This window comes from Streptomyces sp. NPDC026673, assembly GCF_040638135.1.
Lineage (GTDB): Bacteria > Actinomycetota > Actinomycetes > Streptomycetales > Streptomycetaceae > Actinacidiphila.
This window is the reverse complement of the sequence record NZ_JBEZXR010000014.1, coordinates 1-17017: the sequence shown is the minus strand read 5'-3', so window position 1 is coordinate 17017 and position 17017 is coordinate 1. Positions and strand designations below refer to the sequence as shown.

Annotated in this window: 12 protein-coding genes; 1 reads left to right on the top strand and 11 read right to left on the bottom strand. The window is 73.9% G+C overall.

Going from position 1 to position 17017, the window contains the following annotated elements; translation table 11 throughout:
• Positions 1-59: 59 nt before the first annotated feature.
• Positions 60-566 (bottom strand): hypothetical protein, encoded by a 507-nt coding sequence (locus AB0F62_RS13110; protein WP_361796461.1) that lies wholly within the window; start codon positions 564-566, stop codon positions 60-62.
• A gap of 468 nt (positions 567-1034) precedes the next feature.
• Complete coding sequence (locus tag AB0F62_RS13105; RefSeq protein WP_361796670.1) at positions 1035-2912, bottom strand: ABC transporter ATP-binding protein; 1878 nt, start codon at positions 2910-2912, stop codon at positions 1035-1037.
• Between the two features lie 337 nt (positions 2913-3249).
• On the opposite strand from AB0F62_RS13105, the gene AB0F62_RS13100 reads away from it, so the two are divergent.
• A complete protein-coding gene (locus AB0F62_RS13100; protein ID WP_361796458.1) occupies positions 3250-4140 on the top strand; it encodes a class I SAM-dependent methyltransferase in 891 nt (296 codons plus the stop codon).
• A gap of 46 nt (positions 4141-4186) precedes the next feature.
• Here AB0F62_RS13100 and AB0F62_RS13095 read toward each other — a convergent pair whose 3' ends face one another.
• The 9 genes from AB0F62_RS13095 to AB0F62_RS13055 all read right to left on the bottom strand — a co-directional run bounded on the left by AB0F62_RS13095 (position 4187) and on the right by AB0F62_RS13055 (position 16879).
• On the bottom strand, positions 4187-5023 hold the full coding sequence (locus AB0F62_RS13095; RefSeq protein WP_361796456.1) for an alpha/beta hydrolase: 837 nt from the start codon (positions 5021-5023) through the stop codon (positions 4187-4189).
• Positions 5024-5327: 304 nt separating this feature from the next.
• Entirely contained in the window at positions 5328-7397 is a 2070-nt protein-coding gene (locus tag AB0F62_RS13090) for a sulfatase (RefSeq protein ID WP_361796453.1), read from the bottom strand.
• Positions 7398-7729: 332 nt separating this feature from the next.
• On the bottom strand, positions 7730-9136 hold the full coding sequence (locus AB0F62_RS13085; protein WP_361796450.1) for a cytochrome P450: 1407 nt from the start codon (positions 9134-9136) through the stop codon (positions 7730-7732).
• Positions 9133-10110 carry an NAD-dependent epimerase/dehydratase family protein gene (locus tag AB0F62_RS13080; protein WP_361796447.1) on the bottom strand — a complete coding sequence of 326 codons (978 nt, stop codon included), beginning with the start codon at positions 10108-10110 and terminating at the stop codon, positions 9133-9135. Before AB0F62_RS13080 ends, AB0F62_RS13085 begins: the two co-directional genes overlap by 4 nt.
• Positions 10107-11009 (bottom strand): hypothetical protein, encoded by a 903-nt coding sequence (locus AB0F62_RS13075; RefSeq protein WP_361796444.1) that lies wholly within the window; start codon positions 11007-11009, stop codon positions 10107-10109. Before AB0F62_RS13075 ends, AB0F62_RS13080 begins: the two co-directional genes overlap by 4 nt.
• Entirely contained in the window at positions 11006-13867 is a 2862-nt protein-coding gene (locus tag AB0F62_RS13070) for a PEP/pyruvate-binding domain-containing protein (protein ID WP_361796441.1), read from the bottom strand. The genes AB0F62_RS13075 and AB0F62_RS13070 overlap by 4 nt, the downstream gene beginning before the upstream one ends.
• Before the next feature lie 2 nt (positions 13868-13869).
• Positions 13870-14574: an isoprenylcysteine carboxylmethyltransferase family protein gene (locus AB0F62_RS13065; protein ID WP_361796439.1), complete on the bottom strand. Its 705-nt coding sequence runs from the start codon at positions 14572-14574 to the stop codon at positions 13870-13872.
• Entirely contained in the window at positions 14571-15476 is a 906-nt protein-coding gene (locus AB0F62_RS13060) for an AfsA-related hotdog domain-containing protein (RefSeq protein ID WP_361796436.1), read from the bottom strand. Before AB0F62_RS13060 ends, AB0F62_RS13065 begins: the two co-directional genes overlap by 4 nt.
• 497 nt (positions 15477-15973) lie before the next feature.
• Positions 15974-16879 (bottom strand): metallophosphoesterase, encoded by a 906-nt coding sequence (locus tag AB0F62_RS13055; protein ID WP_361796433.1) that lies wholly within the window; start codon positions 16877-16879, stop codon positions 15974-15976.
• Between the last annotated feature and the right edge of the window lie 138 nt (positions 16880-17017).

Sequence of the window (17017 nt, the reverse complement as noted above, 5' to 3'; positions counted from 1 at the left end):
GGCCGGGTGGCGGAAGCCACCCGGCCGGCCCCGCGTCGTCGTTTGCGGGAGCGGACGGCCTACTCGCCGATCGTCATCGACCACCGAACCGAGGACGGGGCCTCGACATACACGGTCCCTTCCGGGCGTGCCCGCTTGAGGTCGATTTGATTGAAAGTGCCGCTCACCTCACCGTCCACACACTCGAGCGGGAAGCTCAACGCGATCGGTTCGACGGTGACCTTGAGGGTTCCCCTGCCCTCGCAGTTCACCGCGATCGAGAGCGGCGCCTTCTCCGCGCCTCCCGGTAGGTTCAGCGTCCGGTGCCCTCGCACGTCCGCGGCCTGGGCAAGCACCCTCCCGTCGGGAAGCCCCGGCGCCTCGGTCACTGATGCGCCGGGGACGGATTCGGCCCGGTGGCTGCTCGTATGGGAAGCCTGGGCGGACCGACCGGGTGCGGAACGCTCAGCGGACGGAGCGCCGGCCGCCTGTCCGTCATCCCCTGAGCAGCCGCTCACGAGCAAGCCGATGATCGCCACGCCGAGGATCCGCAGGCCGGTGGAGGGCGCACCGCGCCGGGCCTTCACCCGGATTCCCCGGTGCGCCGGCCGACGGCCCAGGTCGAACAGCCGACCGCGGTGCTCTTGCCGATTCCCCGTCGTGCGTCGATGTCCACGGGACACCTTTCGCGTGAGCCGCTCCCCTTGCGGCCGAGTGATTCAAAACTATGGGGATTGAAGGGGGCACGGCAGAGACTTGAGGTGACCCTGAGGGTCTTGTTCGATCTTGCTGTGTATGGAGGGCATGGGATCGCCATCGACGGCCGGTCCGGCGACGCCGCGTGCTCATCATGGCGATCGGCGATCCCCATGCCGGCGAGCTGATTGATCGGCAGCTCGGCAAGTTCCGGCTTCCGGTCCGTCACCGGCGCCGACGGGCCGTCCCGCTCGCGGATCTCCTCGGGCCGCGGCAGCGTGCGGCGCGCGAGCGTCCCGTGCCGAGGTCTGACGTCCTCACTCTCACACACCCGCCGGAGCGGGTTCCAAGGCCGCGGGTCAGCGCAGAGTGCTTGGCAGGACGTCCTCTCGCATTTGCGTGCGGTACAGCTCGGAGTACCGGCCGCCCGCCGCCAGTAGCTCCGTGTGCGTGCCGCGTTCCACGATCCGGCCGTCCTCCACGACGAGGATGAGGTCGGCCGCCCGCACCGTCGAGAGGCGGTGCGCGATCACGACCGCGGTCCGGTCCTCCAGGGCCTCGGCGAGGGCCTCCTGGACCGCGGCCTCGGAGGTGCTGTCCAGGTGCGCCGTGGCCTCGTCCAGGATCACCACGCGCTGGCCGGCCAGGAGCAGCCGGGCGATGGTCATGCGCTGGCGTTCGCCGCCGGAGAGGCGGTAGCCGCGTTCGCCGACGACGGTGTCGAGGCCGTCGGGGAGTTCGGAGACCAGCCGGTCGAGGCGGGCGCGGCGCAGGACGTCCCGCAGTTCGTCGTCGGAGGCGTCCGGCCGGGCCAGCAGGAGGTTGGCGCGGATCGTGTCGTGGAAGAGGTGGCCATCCTGGGTCACCATGCCGACTGTGGCGCGCAGCGAGGAGGCCGACAGGTCGCGTACGTCGACGCCCCCGACGCGGACGGCGCCCTCGTCGACGTCGTAGAGCCGGGGGAGGAGCTGGGCGAGGGTGGACTTGCCCGCGCCGGACGAGCCGACGAGCGCCACCGTGTGGCCGGCCTCGGCGCGGAAGGAGACGCCGTGCAGGACCTCGCCGCCGGCCCGGGTGTCGAGGCTCGCGACCTCCTCCAGCGAGGCCAGCGACACCTTGTCGGCCGACGGGTACCCGAAGCGGACGCCCTCGAACTCGACGGCGACGGGCCCGTCCGGGACCCGGCGGGCGTCCGGCTTGTCGTCGATGAGCGGCCGGAGGTCCAGTACCTCGAAGACCCGCTCGAAGCTGACGAGGGCGCTCATGATGTCGACGCGGGCGCCCGCCAGCGCGGTCAGGGGGGCGTAGAGGCGGGTGAGCAGCAGGGCGAGCGTCACGACGGAGCCCGCGTCGAGGGCGCCGGTGAGCGCGAAGTGGCCGCCGAGTCCGTAGACCAGGGCCAGGGCGAGGGCGGAGACGAGGGTGAGGGCGGTGATGAACGCCGACTGCGCCATGGCGGTCCGCACGCCGATGTCCCGCACCCGGCGGGCGCGTTCGGCGAACTGGGCGGACTCGTCGGCGGGCCGGCCGAAGAGCTTCACCAGGGTGGCGCCCGGGGCGGAGAACCGCTCGGTCATCTGCGTGCCCATGGCGGCGTTGTGCGCCGCGGCCTCCCGCTGGAGGCGCGCCATGCGGGTGCCCATACGGCGCGCCGGTACGACGAAGACCGGCAGGAGCACCAGCGCGAGCAACGTGATCTGCCAGGACAGGGTGAGCATCACGCCGAGGGTCAGCAGCAGGGTGACGAGGTTGCCGACGACTCCGGACAGCGTGTTGCTGAACGCCCGCTGGGCGCCGATCACGTCGTTGTTGAGGCGGCTGACGAGGGCCCCGGTGCGGGTCCGCGTGAAGAAGGCGACGGGCATGCGCTGGACGTGGTCGAACACGGCGGTGCGCAGGTCGAGGATGAGGCCCTCGCCGAGGTTCGCGGACAGCCAGCGGTTCAGCAGCCCGAGCCCGGCCTCGGCGAGGGCGATCACGGCGATGAGCACGGCCAGCGTGGTGACCCGGCCGGAGTCGCCGCCGGAGACGATGGCGTCGACGACGTGTCCCGCGAGGACCGGGGTCGCCACGGCGAGCAGCGCGGTCACGATGCTGAGCAACACGAACTCGGTGATGCGGCGCCGGTGGGGCCGGGCGAACGCCCCGACCCGGCGCAGGGTGTCGCGGGCCAGGGGGCGGCGGTCCTGCGTGGCGTTCATGACGCTGTGCAGCTGGGTCCAGGCCGTGGTCTCCATGCTCATGTACCGACCGTAGAACCTCGACCTTCCTTGAGGTCAAGCCGGGTTCCCGATCGCGGTGGGGGAGCCTTCGGCCGCGGCGTCCGCCGCCGCCCCGGCGCGCCGCCCGCTTCACGCCGCACGGGAGGAGGCGCAGCCGAACCGGACGCCCGCGCATTTCTGCGGAATCGGCAGGAGATCCCGGACAGGGCCGCGACCGCGAATGCGGAAATCCGGTCCGCATCTTTCGCCTGGATGGCAGGCGAGCGTCGGGAAGCGGCCTCCCACGATGCCGGGCCGGAGATCGATATCCTCACCGGCAGGTCGGCGAACCACCTCTCCACGGGAGGAATCCATGTCACAGCTGGGAGAAACCGCGGAGGAGCTCCCCAGGCCGGAACGGTTCGCGGACGTGGCGGGCTGGTTCTCGCCGGTGGACCAACTGCTGTTCGACTGGTTCCTGAGGCGGCAGGACGAACGGGAACAGCGGGGCGACCTGCTGGAACTCGGGGCCTATCTGGGACGGAGCGCCATCTTCATGGGGGGCTACCTCCGGGAAGGCGAGCGTTTCACGGTCTGCGATCTGTGGGATTCGCCGGCGGTGGACGATCCGAACAGCGCCGAGTTGAGTTTTTCCTATCCGACGCTCACACGACGTGCGTTCGAGGCCAATTACCTCTCGTTCCACGACGAACTCCCGCTGATGGTGCAGGGACCGACTTCCGTGATCACCTCCCATGTCGGCCCCTGCAGTTGCCGCTTCGTACACGTCGACGCATCGCACCTGTACGAGCACGTCACCGGCGACATCGCGTCGACGCGCGAGGTGCTGCTCACGGATGGCGTCGTGGCCTTCGACGACTTCCGGAGCGAGCACTGCCCGGGCGTCGCCGCCGCCGTGTGGGGCGCGGTGGCGATGGACGGCCTCAGGCCCATCGTGATCACGGGCAGCAAGCTCTACGCCACCTGGGGCGATCCGGACCGGGCCCGTCAGGAGCTGCTCAGGTGGCTGAAGACGCGCAAGGACCTGTGGCACGCCGTGGACCAGGTGGCGGGCGCGCCCCTGATCCGCATCAAGGGCAAGGACGTCGAGTCCCCGACTCCGCCGGTCTCCCGCCACGGGGCGCCCCGCGGGCACGATTCCTTCCTCTCGTCCCGCGGTTCCGCGGCCCGCCGCCTGGCCAGGGACTTCCTGCCGCCGGTACTGGTCCGGGCGCTGCGATCGTCCCGCCGCCGGACATCCTGAGGGCGGTCCGTACCCCGCGCCGGGGCGACGGCGGAGCCGCGGCCGGCTACCGGAGGAACTCCGCCACCGTCGTGACGAAGCGATCGGCGTCGTCGAGCCACGGGAAGTGCCCGGCGCCGGGCTGAACGACGAGCTCCGCGCTCGGGAACAGCCCGGTGAACTCGGCGATCACGGGCGGGGGCGCCCCCAGGTCGACCTCCCCGGCCAGCAGCAGGACCGGCGAGGCGAACCGGGCGAGCGCGGCGCGGGTGCGGGCCGGGTCGAAGGCGCCCTCGGCGCCGAAGGCCGCCACCACCTCGTCCCTCGTCTGCCGCTCCTCGGCGGCGTGATGGGCCCGGGCCGTGTCGTCCCAGCGGCCGTAGGAGAACGGGGCGACGGCCTGCCAGTGGGCGGCTGTGGCCCCGCCCGCCACGATCTCCTCCAGGGCCGCGAACGCCTGCGGGAACCACGGCTCGTCGCGGCGGAGACGGGCGGTCTCGAGCCGGAGGTCTCCGTTGATCGGGAGGCCGACGGCCCTGACGCTCGGCGTGACGAGGGCGAGAGCGCCCACGCGTTCGGGGTGGCGACCGGCGTACTGCGCGGCCAGGTTCGCGCCGGCGCTGTGCGCGAGTACGTCCATCCGGTCGAGGCCGAGGTGGTCGCGCAGGGCCTCGACGTCGTCGACGAGCCGGTCGCAGCGGCAGGAGGAGAGGTCGCGCGGGGTCGCGGACAGGCCGGTGCCCCGGAGGTCCGGCCGGATCAACCGGCGGTGCGCGGACAGGCCGCCGAGGTCGCCGAGGTAGGCGGAGTCCTGCGGTCCGCCGGGCAGGCAGAGCAGCGCGGGGCCCTCACCGATGACGTGGTAGGCGAGGGGGGTTCCGTCGTATGCGGGGAAAACGGGCAAGGCGGTGTTCCTTCCGGGATGCTTCGGGCACTCCCGGGGCCACCTGTGCCTGTGTCAGATGGACCGCGCCGCCGTGCGGGAGGGGAGAACCCGGACTGATACAGCGTTGATGGGTCTCACCTCCTCGGTCGGCACTGCACGGCGACGCTATCAGGCACGGGGGCCGTGGGTCAGCTCGGTATTCCGGCGCGGTCCGACGGGTCCGACGGGTCCGGCCGACCCGTCCGGCCGGCCGGTCCGCCGGCCGGGACGGGGGCTTCGCCCGTCACGGCCGGCGTCCCGACGCGTGGAAAAGCGAAGGACCCTACGGCTGCCGCGAACTGAAGGCGGTCAGGAAGCGGTCGCGGAACGCGTCCATCCGCCAGACCGGGGCGTCGTGCTCGGGCTGCAGCCCGTCGGACCAGCCCCAGTCGGAGACCTGCTCCAGAACCTTCGGGTCATGGGCGACGATCGCGACCGGCACGTCACGGCTGGCCTTGACTCCGACGACGGTCGAGACCGGCTGGTGGTCGCCGAGGAAGACCAGCACGGTGTTCTTGTTGCCGTACTTCGTCACGAACTCGATGAGGCTGGTCAGCGAGTACTGGATGGCCTTGCTGTACTCCTGACGCACCTGCCGGGGGTCCTTCCAGACCTCCTTGGGGTTCTTGCCCGCCTTCTGGATGGCGTCGTAGACCGAACCGTCGCCGACCTGATCCCAGTCGATCATGTGCGGGATCGGCGCCCAGGGGTTGTGGCTCGAGGCCAGGATGATCTCCGACATCATCGGCTGGTTCGACGCCTTTCCGTGCTCCAGACGCTCGAACGCGGACAGGGTGTACTGGTCGGGGACCGGCGACCAGCTGAACTTGGGGCCCTGGTAGCCCATGGTGCGCGAGTCGTGGACGTGGTCCAGGCCGAAGAACTTGCTCTCCGGCCACGCCCGGGTGACGCCCGGCATCATGCCGACCGTCCGGAAGGCGCCGGTGCGCTTGAAGGCGCTGGTGAGGGTCAACCGCTCGCTGGAGCTCACGTAGCGGTAGCGCTGCTGGTCCGGGACCCACAGCCCGGACAGGAAGGTGGTGTGCGCCAGCCAGCTGCCCGCGCCGGTGACGGGGGAGGTCAGCCAGCCGCTGCGGGCGGAGAAGCCCGCGTCCGCGAGCTGCTGTGTCCCGTTCTTGAGTACGGCGTCGACCTCCGGTGCCATCGCCGGGTCCTCGACCGCGCCGCGGCCGTAGCTCTCGATGAAGGTGAAGATGACGTCCTTGCCGCGCAGTTCCGACAGCAACCGGTCGGGCGGGGTCTTCGCGAAGGGGTCGTTGGCGACCTTCTCGGCGAACACCTTCTGGTCGGCCAGGCCCTGCTGGACCATGTCCACCTGGCCCTGGACCCGCTGGGTGGCGTTCTTGGCGGCGATGTTCACCCCGGAGACCTGCAGACCGAGCGTCGCGCACGTCATCCAGACGACACCGGCCACAAGCGTGCCGCGGCGCGCCGTCGCCGGGTGCCGCAGCATCACCTTGACGAGCCGCAGGATCGCCAGCGGCATCAGCACGAGCACCGCCAGGACGGCGACCACGGCCGCGATCAGCGCGCCGTACGCGGTCGTCGGGCCGGCCGAGTCCTTCAGGAAGGACAACCCGTCGGCGAACAGCGGCCAGTCGAACAGCAGGTAGAACGGGCGTTCCAGGGTCTGGTAGAAGCCCATGTCCACGCCGTTGAGGACGACCAGCAGACCGAGGAGCACCCCGCTGACGATCGCCACCACCCGCCGCGGCCGCGGCGGCAGCACGAGCATCACGGCGGCCAGCAGGATCGGCTCCGCCGGAACACGGGTGAGTCGCGCGACGGTCAGGTAGGGGAGCCGGTTGGGCATCAGGAAGGCGAAGAGCACCAGGACGGCGGCCAGGGACGTGATGCCCCACGAGACGCCGCGGGTGATGTCCGGATGCCGCTCCCGCCACCGGGGAGCGGCCGCGCCGGCCGGCGCGGGATCGGCGGGATCCTCGGTGGCCGCCTCCGCATCGGCTTCCGCGTCGGCTTCCGCGTCGGCCTGAGTACCGGCCTTCGTACCGGCTTCTTCGGCGCGTGGTTCGACCGCGGTGTCGGCGGCGTCAGCGGTGTTCGGGGCGGGCGCGGCGCTCGCGGTGTCCGTCGCGGTCCCGTCGTCGTCCGCGGCCGGGCCCGGGTCGTCGCTCCGCGTCTCGGACTCCGCCTCGGCATCGGTGGCCTCGGCGGCCTCGGGGGCAGCGGTCCCCTCCGGGTGGTCCGCGGTGTCCCCGGCCGGCTCCGGGGCGACCTGCGGTGTCTCCTCCGGGCGTTCCTCCGGGGGCGGTTCCTTCGCCGTGTCCGCCTGGTCCGTTACCGGTCGCTGATGAGCACTGGAGAGCGACAACCCGAAGTTCCTTCCAAGCGTGGCGCAGTGTCGGAGGGCGAGCCCGGCTGCGGAAGAGCGGGCCGCCGACGAACCTGTACGGCTTACCCTCCGCCCCGGTTCACCCGTGCGCCGGCCACCGGGGAAAACGGACCATCGCATGGGGATGTCTTTACGGAAGCGGGAGGGAATCCCCGGAAGTCGCCTCCGGTGGCGCCCCCTTCGCGCCGGCCGCCGCCGGACACGCTACCGCCCCGCGCCGCCCCACCCGGTTACGCCGCCCGGGCACGCCGTCCGTTGGCGCCGGCCGCGACACCGCCCGTCGCGACACCGCCGGCCGCGCGCCGCGGGGATCACCGGCCGCCGGCGCGCTCGCGGGGAAGGCAGCGCATCGGCATCGCGGTGGGGTGGACGACCGCGCCACGGGCCAGTTCGCGGACGCGGGGGCCGCCGTCGGCGGGGCGGAGGCGCCAGCGCGCGGCGATGGTGGCGACCTGGAGGACGGCCTGGGTGAGGGCGAAGACGTTCCCCGGGCACTGGCGGCCGCCCGCGCCGAACGGGATGGACGCCCCCTTGGGAAGGCGCGCGGCGCGCTCCGGGAGCCAGCGGTCCGGGTCGAAGGCGAGCGGGTCGGGGTGGAGCCGCGGCTGGTGGTGCAGGACGTACGGGCTGAACAGCACGGCGGCGCCGGCCGGGACGAGGACGTCGCCCAGGATCACCTCGCCGGGGGAGTGCCGCAGGATGATCCACGGCGCGTACCGGCGCAGGGCCTCCCGGACGACGCGCAGGGTGTAGGAGAGCCGGGGGATGTCCTCGAAGACCGCGGCGCGGCCGGCGAGGACGCGGTCGGTCTCCTCGTGGAGGCGCTGCTCGACGACGGGGTGGCGGGCGAGTTCATGGAAGATCCAGGCCAGGGTGGCGCCGGTCGTCTCGGTGCCCGCGACGAGCATGTTGACCAGCTGGTCGTGGACCTGGTCGTCGGTCAGCCGCTCTCCGGTCGCCTCGTCGGCCGTCAGCAGCAGGACGGAGAGGAGGTCGCCGCGGTCGGAGCCGTCGGCGCGGGCGGCCGCGACCACGTGCCGGGTGGCGGCGCGCAGACGCCGGACGGCCCGGTCGAAGCGCCGGTTGGCGGGAGTGGGTAGCCGCAGGAGGGCGTCGGGGAGCATGGAGCGGCGGGGGATCTCGTCCAGGACGAGCGGCAGCGAGCGCCGCACTTCGGTGACGGCGTCCGCGCCCGGGTCGGAGGAGAACAGCGCCCTGGCCACGGTGGTGAGGGCGAGGGCGTTCATCTCCTCGTCGGCGCGCAGGGTTTCGCCGGGCCGCCACAGGGCCGTGCGTTCGGCGGCGACGGCGGTCATGGTGGCGGCGTAGCGGGCGATCCGGTCCCTGTGGAACGCGGGCTGCATCAGCCGGCGCAGCCTGCGGTGCTCGGCACCGTCGGCGGTGCCGACGCCGGAGCCGAGCAAGGGGCGCACCTTCTCGATGAGGACGCCCTGGTCGAAGCGGCCCGCCTCGCCGACCAGTACGGCGCGGACGAGGTCCGCGTCGTTGACGACGTACGCGGGCAGGGCACCCAGGCGGACGCGGACCACCGGGCCGGCGGCGGGCAGCGAGCCCAGGAACTCCAGAGGGCGCCGCAGCAGCGCCGGGCCGTGGCCGAGCAGGGGCAGCGCGCCGGGGGCCGTGGGAGCCCGGCGGTGGGCGGGGGCGTCCGATGCGGCTGCGGTGGGGGCGGTCGCGGTGGCGGGGAGGGGGGTCACGGCGTCCCTTCTTCCGTCGGGCCGGCGGGCGCTGCCGCCGGCGGGGCGAGGGGGGCGAGGTGGGCGCGGTACCAGGGCGCGGCGGCGGCGAAGCGGGTGGCGAAGTCACCGGGGGTGTGGCCGGTGCGCCGCCAGATGCCGGTGCTGTCGTAGTGGTGGTCCCGGCCGAAGAGGGCCAGGTGGCGCAGTGCCCGGGGTCGTCCGCCGAGGAGTTCGCGGGCCTCGGCGTAGGTGATGTCGGCCTGGGCGGCCGGTACGCCGAGGTGCTCGGTGAGCGCTGCGGCCAGGTCGCGTACGGAGACCGGTTCGGGGTGGCCGACGTGGTGGACCTCCCCGCCGGGCACGGGCTCCCAGTCGGCCGCGGCCAGCGCGGCGACCGCCGCCGCCAGGTCCTCGACCGCGACCAGGGAGAGCCGGGCCCGGCCTCCGTCGACGGTGACCGGCAGGGCGGTCAGGGTGCGGGCGAGGTGGGGGACGAGCCAGCGGTCGCCCGGACCGTAGACGAACATCGGCCGCAGGACGACGCCTCCGGCGGCGCGGACCGCGCGCTCTCCCGCGAGCCGGGACCGGCTGACGGCGGAGACCGGCGCCGGGACGAGGTCGTCCTCGGCGGCGCCGGAGTGCGGGCCGTCGCCGTAGACGGCGGCGGTGCTGAGGTGGACGATCCGCCGCACCCCGGCTCGGCGGGCCTCGGCGACCAGGGCGGCGGTGCCCCGGTCGTTGACCAGGTCGCAGGCGCGGGGGTCGTCCTCGTCCACGGCGCAGGCGAGATGGAGCAGGGTGTCGACGCCGTCGCAGACGCCGCGCAGCGTGCCGGGGCGGGTGAGGTCGCCGCGGACGAGACGGGCCCGGGGGTCCGGCGCCGGTGGGCGGCGGTGCACGAGGAGCCGCAACTCCACCCCTCGCGTGCGAAGTCGCCGGTGGACCGCGCCGCCGGTGAATCCGGCGGCGCCGGTGAGCAGGACGGTCGTCATCGCGCGCCTCCGGGCCACCCGGCGGACTCGATCAGCAGGGCCGAGGCCAGCAGGGCGGACAGGAAGCCGACCACGAAGACCATCGCGGCGGGCACCGGCCAGGCCGCGGTGCGGCGGCGCAGGAAGCGCACCGCCGCCGTGCCGGGAAGGACCAGCAGGACGCAGGGCAGCAGGGCCCGGACGTCCCCCAGCGTCCCCGCGGCCAGCACGGCGGCGAGGACGGCCCAGCCCAGGGCGACCAGGGCGCTGGGCACCGGGCCGATGACGGCGGAGTACGCGCGGGTTCCGGGTTCGGGCCGCCGGCGGGTCTTGCGGGCGAACTCGAAGTGCAGGAACACGCAGGCGGGGACGAGGAGCAGCGGCACCGCCGCCCACCGGGCGGGGACGGGCGTGGAGTCGACGAGTGAGACGTACACGTAGACGCTGAGCAGCAGTTGCACGGGGTGCGTGACGGCGAGGTTGAGCAGCAGGCCGTCCCGGACCCGGGCGGACCGCCGTTCCACCGCGACCAGCAGCCAGGCGTAGGCCAGGTCGGCGGCGAGCGGGAGGAGCGACAGCGGGGACAGCGCGACGTTCAGCGCGACGAGGAGCACCGCCGCACCGGCCGTCGCGCCGCGCAGTTGGGCGACGGAGACCGTGCCCCGCACCAGGGGCCGGTCCGGGTTGTGCTCCCGGTCGTACACGAGGTCCTTCTGCTCGTCCACGACCCGCAGGCAGAACAGCACGAGGACGGCCGAGGCGCAGCGCACGGCCGTGCCGGGCCCGGGGTGCCAGGGGGTGCGGGCCGCTGCCGCGGTGGCGGCCTCCAGGGACAGCACCCACAGGGTGGCGTAGGTGACGTACACATGGGGCGTGAACACCTGGGCGGTGAACCGGGCGAGGGCGGCCGCCGTCCTCATCGGCCGGCCTCCCCACCGCGGTCGGCGACCGGTGGCGCGAGCACCGTGACGCGGCCGGTGGCACCGTCCAGCTCGATCAGGGCGCCGTCGGGTATGGCCGTGGTGGCCCCGGTGACGGCGACGACCGTGGGGATGCCGAACGCGCGGCCGGTGATGGCGGTGTGCGAGAGCAGGGTGCCGCGTTCCACGATCAGCCCGCGAGCGCCGAGCATCAGGAAGAGCCAGCCGGGATCGGTCTCCCGGGCCACCAGGATCATGTCCGGGCAGGGTTCGACCGGCCGGTGCGGGTCGAGCACGACGCGGGCGGTGCCGCGCGCCACTCCGCCGCTGGAGCCCAGGCCGGACAGGTCCCCGTCGCCGCGGTGCCCGCCGGACGGGGTCCGGGCCGCAGGATCGCCCGGAAGCCGGTCGCGGACCGGGCCCAGGGTGGTGAAGAACGGGGGCAGGTCCGGCCCCGGCGCCTCGTACTCGGCGCGGCGCGCGTCGGCGAGGCCCTGCAGGTTGCCGCTGACCCCGCTGCCGTCGTACCAGCCGAACAGCTCGTCCTGGGTGAGGTGGACGACGTCGCCGGGGTCGCGCAGCACCCCGCGCGCGTGCAGATCCTCGCCGAGCGAGGCGAAGACCGCCTTGCTGTAGCCGAACAGTTCGCTGCGGAAGTAGCGGGAGTTCTCGCGGTGGACGATGGCGCGCCGCAGCACCGCCAGCAGGACGCGCAGCAGCCGTAGCCGCAGTCGTAGCCGTAGCCGTAGCCGTAGCCGCAGCCGAAGGAGCGGTCGCCGCCGGGACGAGCCGGAACCGAGCGCTTTCGTCAGCCGCTCCTCGGCCGCGGCGCGCACCCGGAGTTCGGCCGCGCGCAGCGCCGGTCCGTCCAGGGCGGTGGCGGCGTACTCGCCGGCCATCCGCAGCAGTGCCCAGGGCGTGGCGCGCGGACCGGGCTGCTCCATCTTGAGTTCGTGCAGGCCGCGGTCACCGTAGCGGTCGAGATGGTGCAGCACGGCGGCCCGGAACTCCTCCCCGTACCCGCCGTCCCGTACGGCCTCCCACAACTCCGGGCCCGGGTCCGGTTCCGCGCGGAGGGCGGCGGACAGCCGCGGGTCGCGCCGTACGGCCCCGGCGAGCCGGAGCAGCGACACGACCGCCTCGCTGCTGCGGTGGGACTCGGCACCGCAGAGCAGGTCGCTGAGGAGGCCGGGGCCCTCGTGCGGCGCCCAGCGGGCCAGCAGCTTCCCGGTGATCCCGGCGGCGGTGCCGAGCACCGAGTCGTTGAGGAGGGTGACGCCCCAGTGGTTGCCGGCCTGCCGCCACACCTCGCGGTGGTCCTGGACGCGGGCGAGCGGATCGACGGCGGACCAGTCCGCGCCCCGGCGGTCGGCGATCAGCCCCTCCCACCAGGTCTCGAAGGCGGCCATGGACCGGTGGTGACCGGCGATCAGCCGCAGGACCCGGGCCGCCGGCCGTACGAGCCGTACGGCGGAGGGGGCGGGCGCCGGGGCGGGGCCGCTGCCCTCGGCCAGGCCCATCATCGACTCCCAGGGGGCCCGGAACCACGGGAAGACGGCCAGCTGTCCGTGCAGCCGGTACCAGGAGTCCAGGTCGTAGTGGATCCGGTTGCGGTGCAGCCCGATCATGCGCTCCAGGTAGGGCTCGTTGTCGTGGAGGGTGTGGGCGGGCACGCCCAGCCTGCGGTAGAGGTCGTGGAAGATCGTCCGGTAGAACTTCTGCGCGAAGGAGTAGGTCAGCGCCGTGGTGGGGCCGGGGAAGCTCTCGGTGATGTTCGCGCTGCTCCACAGGCGGCGCAGCGCCGGATCGACCGCCACCGGGCGGGACTGGACGAGGTGCACCCGCCCGTCGGCGGTGATCGCGCCCTCGATGTCCTGCGGCTGCCCGCCGAAGAGCTCCTGGACGGTGCGGCCCAGGGCCGCCAGTTCCCGGGCCCGCGCGTCGTCGAGCACGGGGGCGTCGCGCAGTTCCGGGGGTACGGGCCGGGGCACCGGCCCGGCGTCCGGGTGGTCCGGGTCGGGGACGAGGCGCTCGGGCTTGGCGGCGACCACGCGCTCGACCCGCTGCTCCGGGCCGCGCAGGAAGTAGTGGTCGACGCCGACCCGTTCCCGCACCACGCCCTCGCCCAGCCCCAGACCGGCGGCGATCAGGGTGTCGGCGGCCCCGGTCCCGGGGTCGCAGGTGAACATCACGAAGGAGCGTTCCGCGGGCACCATCCGCTGGACGCCCACGGCCACCGAGACGCCGTCGGGACCGCCGGAGTCCACGGGCAGGCCGCGGGCGTGCCGGTAGAGCAGGGCCTCCGCGTTGTGCCCGGAGGCCCAGCACGCCCGCACCCGGTCCACGACCGCGCCGCGGCGCACCTGCAGGAAGCTGTCGCTCAGCCCGGCGAAGGGGTCCTCCGCGGAGTCCTCGCCGTGGGCGCCCGCCGTGCAGGCGCGTACGGCGGCCGGCGCGCCCGGGCCGATCACCTCGTCGAAGGCGGCGAGCAGCCGCCGTTCGGCCTCCGGCGGCAGGGGCGCGGCGGCGTACAGTCCGCGGATCCCCGCGGCCGCGGCCCGTACGGAGGAGGGGTCGGCGAAGTCCGCCGACCGCAGCAGGGCGTCGATCCGGGGGCGGAGCGGCCGGGTGAGGAGGCGGTGCCAGTCCACGGGCAGGACGAAGAAGGCGGGTACGGTCAGTCCGGCCTCCCGCATCCGGGCCAGCCGCGCGAACTTGTGCCCGCAGTTCCCGGGGGTCATCCGCGCCTGGTCCAGCAGCGGGGCGAGGGCGGCGGGACGGTGACGGCGCCGGTCGCGGCCGCCGCTCGCGGCCGTGTTCGTGGTCGTGTTCGTGTTCGTGTTCGTGTTCGTGGTCACCGTCACCACACCGCCGGGATCAGGCGCTTGCGGTGCCGGGCGTACTCGGCGTATCCGCTCAAGTCCAGCAGGGCCCGCTCCTCGGCGCGGATGCGCAGCACGACGGCGGGCAGCAGCAGTCCGAGGAGCGCGAGCACGCTCAGCGGGTTGGCGAAGACCCCGACGAAGCCGGCGTGTGCCAGCACCATGCCGCTGTAGGCGGGGTGGCGCACCACCCGGTACGGACCGTCGCACACGACCCGGTGGTCGTCGAGGGTGCGCACCTTGTGGGAGTAGAAGCGGCCCAGCCGGCGGATCGCCGCGAGGCGCAGGGCCGCGCCCGCGACGAACACCGACGCCCCCAGCCACTGGCCCGGGCCCCAGCCCTGCCACCAGGGCGCCGCGAAGAGGGCGGCGGCGACCACGGCGCCCCGGGCCGCGCCGTACCACCGCAGGGTGCCGCGGTCGTCGCCGCCGCTGACCCGCGGGGCGGCGCGGAAGGTGATCCGCAGTTCGAGGAGGGTCCAGAGCAGGTAGAGGCCGATCAGGACGGACTGGGCGCGGTGGCGGGGCTCGGACCAGTGGCCGCCCTCGCGTACCAGGGCCCAGCTCAGGGCGATCAGCCCGGCGGTGAACAGGGCGGGCGGGAAGAGGCTCTCCGGGCGGGAGCGGGAGCGGGAACGGCCTCGCGCCGCGGGCCGGGTCTCCGTCCCGGCGCCGGGGCTCATCGCGCGCCTTCCCCGAAGGCGCCGCGCAGCCTGCGGTACGCGGCGGGGGACAACGCGTATCCGCTGAAGCGAGCCTCACCGATCGGCCCGCCGCCCGCACCGAACCGGACGCGTACATCGCCGCCGCCGACCGGGGGCAGGGAGTCGGTCGACAGCCGGACCCGCTCGGCCCGCCGCACGGGGCGCGCGGTGGCGGCCCGCATCGAGGCGACGACATAGCGGCGGTCGAAGGCCACCCGGCGGGACTCGTGGCCCAGGAGGGTGACGAACTGCCGTGCCGCCTCGATGAGTTCGGTCAGTGAACGGAGTTCCGCGCCGGACCCGCCGGGGAGCGCGCGCAGATGGTGCCCGCGGGGCGGGGAGAGCAACTCGGCGCTGTATCCGCCGGGGCCGTGGTTGCGGTAGCCGGCGAGCAGGACGTTCTCGGGGCGTTCCCGGTGGACCAGTCCGGGGGCGACCATGGCGCCCCGGCCCGGCCCGTCCTCCCCGGCGGTCCGCGGTCCGGGCACGGACGGGGAGGACGGGGTCGGGACGGCCATGGCGTGGATCCGGCCGTCGCACACCACGCGCTCCCGCTGCCGGCCGCGGACCCGCCACCCGCCGGGGGCCCCGGGCAGGGCGCGTGCGCTGAGGTCCACGGGCAGGTGCTTCTCGGCGAAGCGGCCGAACTCCAGTTCCAGCGCGTGCACCCGCCAGGCGGCACGGGGACCGGCGGTACCGGCCACCCGCTCGACGAGTTCGGCGACGCCGTCGATCAGCAGCGTCGCGGGGAGGTGGTCGAGGGGGTGGTCGAAGAAGAAGGGGTCCTGCTCGACCGTCCGCAGCCGGGCGGTCCAGGTCACCGTGGCATCGGTGCCGCGGTGCGTGACACGCTTGTCCGTCGGCGCTTGTAAGACTGGCATCGGACAACAACTCCGTTGGTCGGCCCGGTGGTTCGGATGGCACGGGCAGGTGCGATCGATCGGACCAGTTGTGTGTTGCGTGCTGGGGTCGACGCTACTACCCGCCGGTAATAACTACCGGCGGGCCGCCCGGCCCGGGCGGATTCCGGCCACGCGCCGGCGCCGGCGGCCCCCCGGGGCTCGCCGCGGCATCCGCCGTGCCGGTGCCGGTCGGCGCACACCGGGACCGGGGACGCGGCCCGGTCCCGGAGGTCGGCGCGTGTCACGGCCGCGCGGCGGCACGCGGCGTACGGGGCGGCGGTGCGCCGCAGGCGGGCCGGGGCGTACGGGGTCGTCCGGGGCGGTTGAAGGTCAACATTTGCTGTTGCGAACGAAGTTGGCGGGATTCGAGCCCCGAACCGGCCCGAATTCCCGCTGGGTTTCCCCTTTGTTCCCCGCTGCGTGTGTCCGCGCGGTGACAAGCGGTGAGAGGCGGTGAGAAAGGCGCCCGCCGGAGGTCAACGACCCGGCGCGGCCCAGGCGTCCGCGGGGCCCAGCCGGTCGACGATCGTGCGGACCTGTTCCCGGTCCAGTTCGTAGACCGTCTCGCCCGCCCTCGCGTCGCGCGCGTGCAGGGTGTGGAACAACGGCCCGTGGTGGGCGCCGATCTGGACGAGGGTGGCGGAGGCCCCGCGCACGGCGCGCTCGGTGCCGGGCGCCGCGGTGAGGTCGACACGGCCGACCACCCCCGGGGTCACCCACACCGGCACCGACTCCAGATACCCGGAGAGCTGGAGGTGGAAGTGGCCGCACAGGATGAGCCCCACATCCGTGCCGCGGATCGCGTCGGCCAGTTCCCCGGCGTTCCGCAGCCCCAGCGACTGCTGCACCTCGACATCGAGCGCGATCGGCGGATGGTGCAGCACCAGGACGGTGCCCCTGGGGGTCGGCGTGGCCAGGACGCCGCGCAGCCACGTGAGCTGGGCCTCGCCGACCAGGCCGTACCCCATGCCCGGCACGAGCGAGTCGAGGGTGATGAAGCGGTAGCCGTCGACCAGGCTCATGGCCGCCCGCTCCCCGGCGGGCGAGGTGAACACGGCCCGGGCCTGGTTGCGGCCGTCCGGGCGGAGGTGCCCGCTGCCCAGCGTCCGCGCGAAGGCGCGGCGCTCGTCGTGGTCGCCGGTGCTGTAGAACACCGAGGCCCCCCGGCGCAGGGCGAAGTCCCGGACGATGTCGCGCACGGAGATGTAGGCGTCCGGCGACCCGTCGTCGGCGATGTCACCGCTGATGACGATCACGTCGATGTCCGGGACGGACTCCAGGTCGTTGAGCAGACCGCGCAAGGACTCCCTCGCGTTGACACCACCCGCCCGAGGCGCGCCGAAGCGATCGAGATGGGTGTCGGAGAGATGCAGGATCCGCATTGCGCGTACGCTACTCGGCTCTCGGCGCGACGTCACCGATCATTGAGCCTTTTCAGCGTTGCCTTTCCAGGGTGAGTACGGCTCTTGCCGCTGACGACAGGCGGTTGGGGCCGCAGCGGGCGTGACGGAAGATGCGCC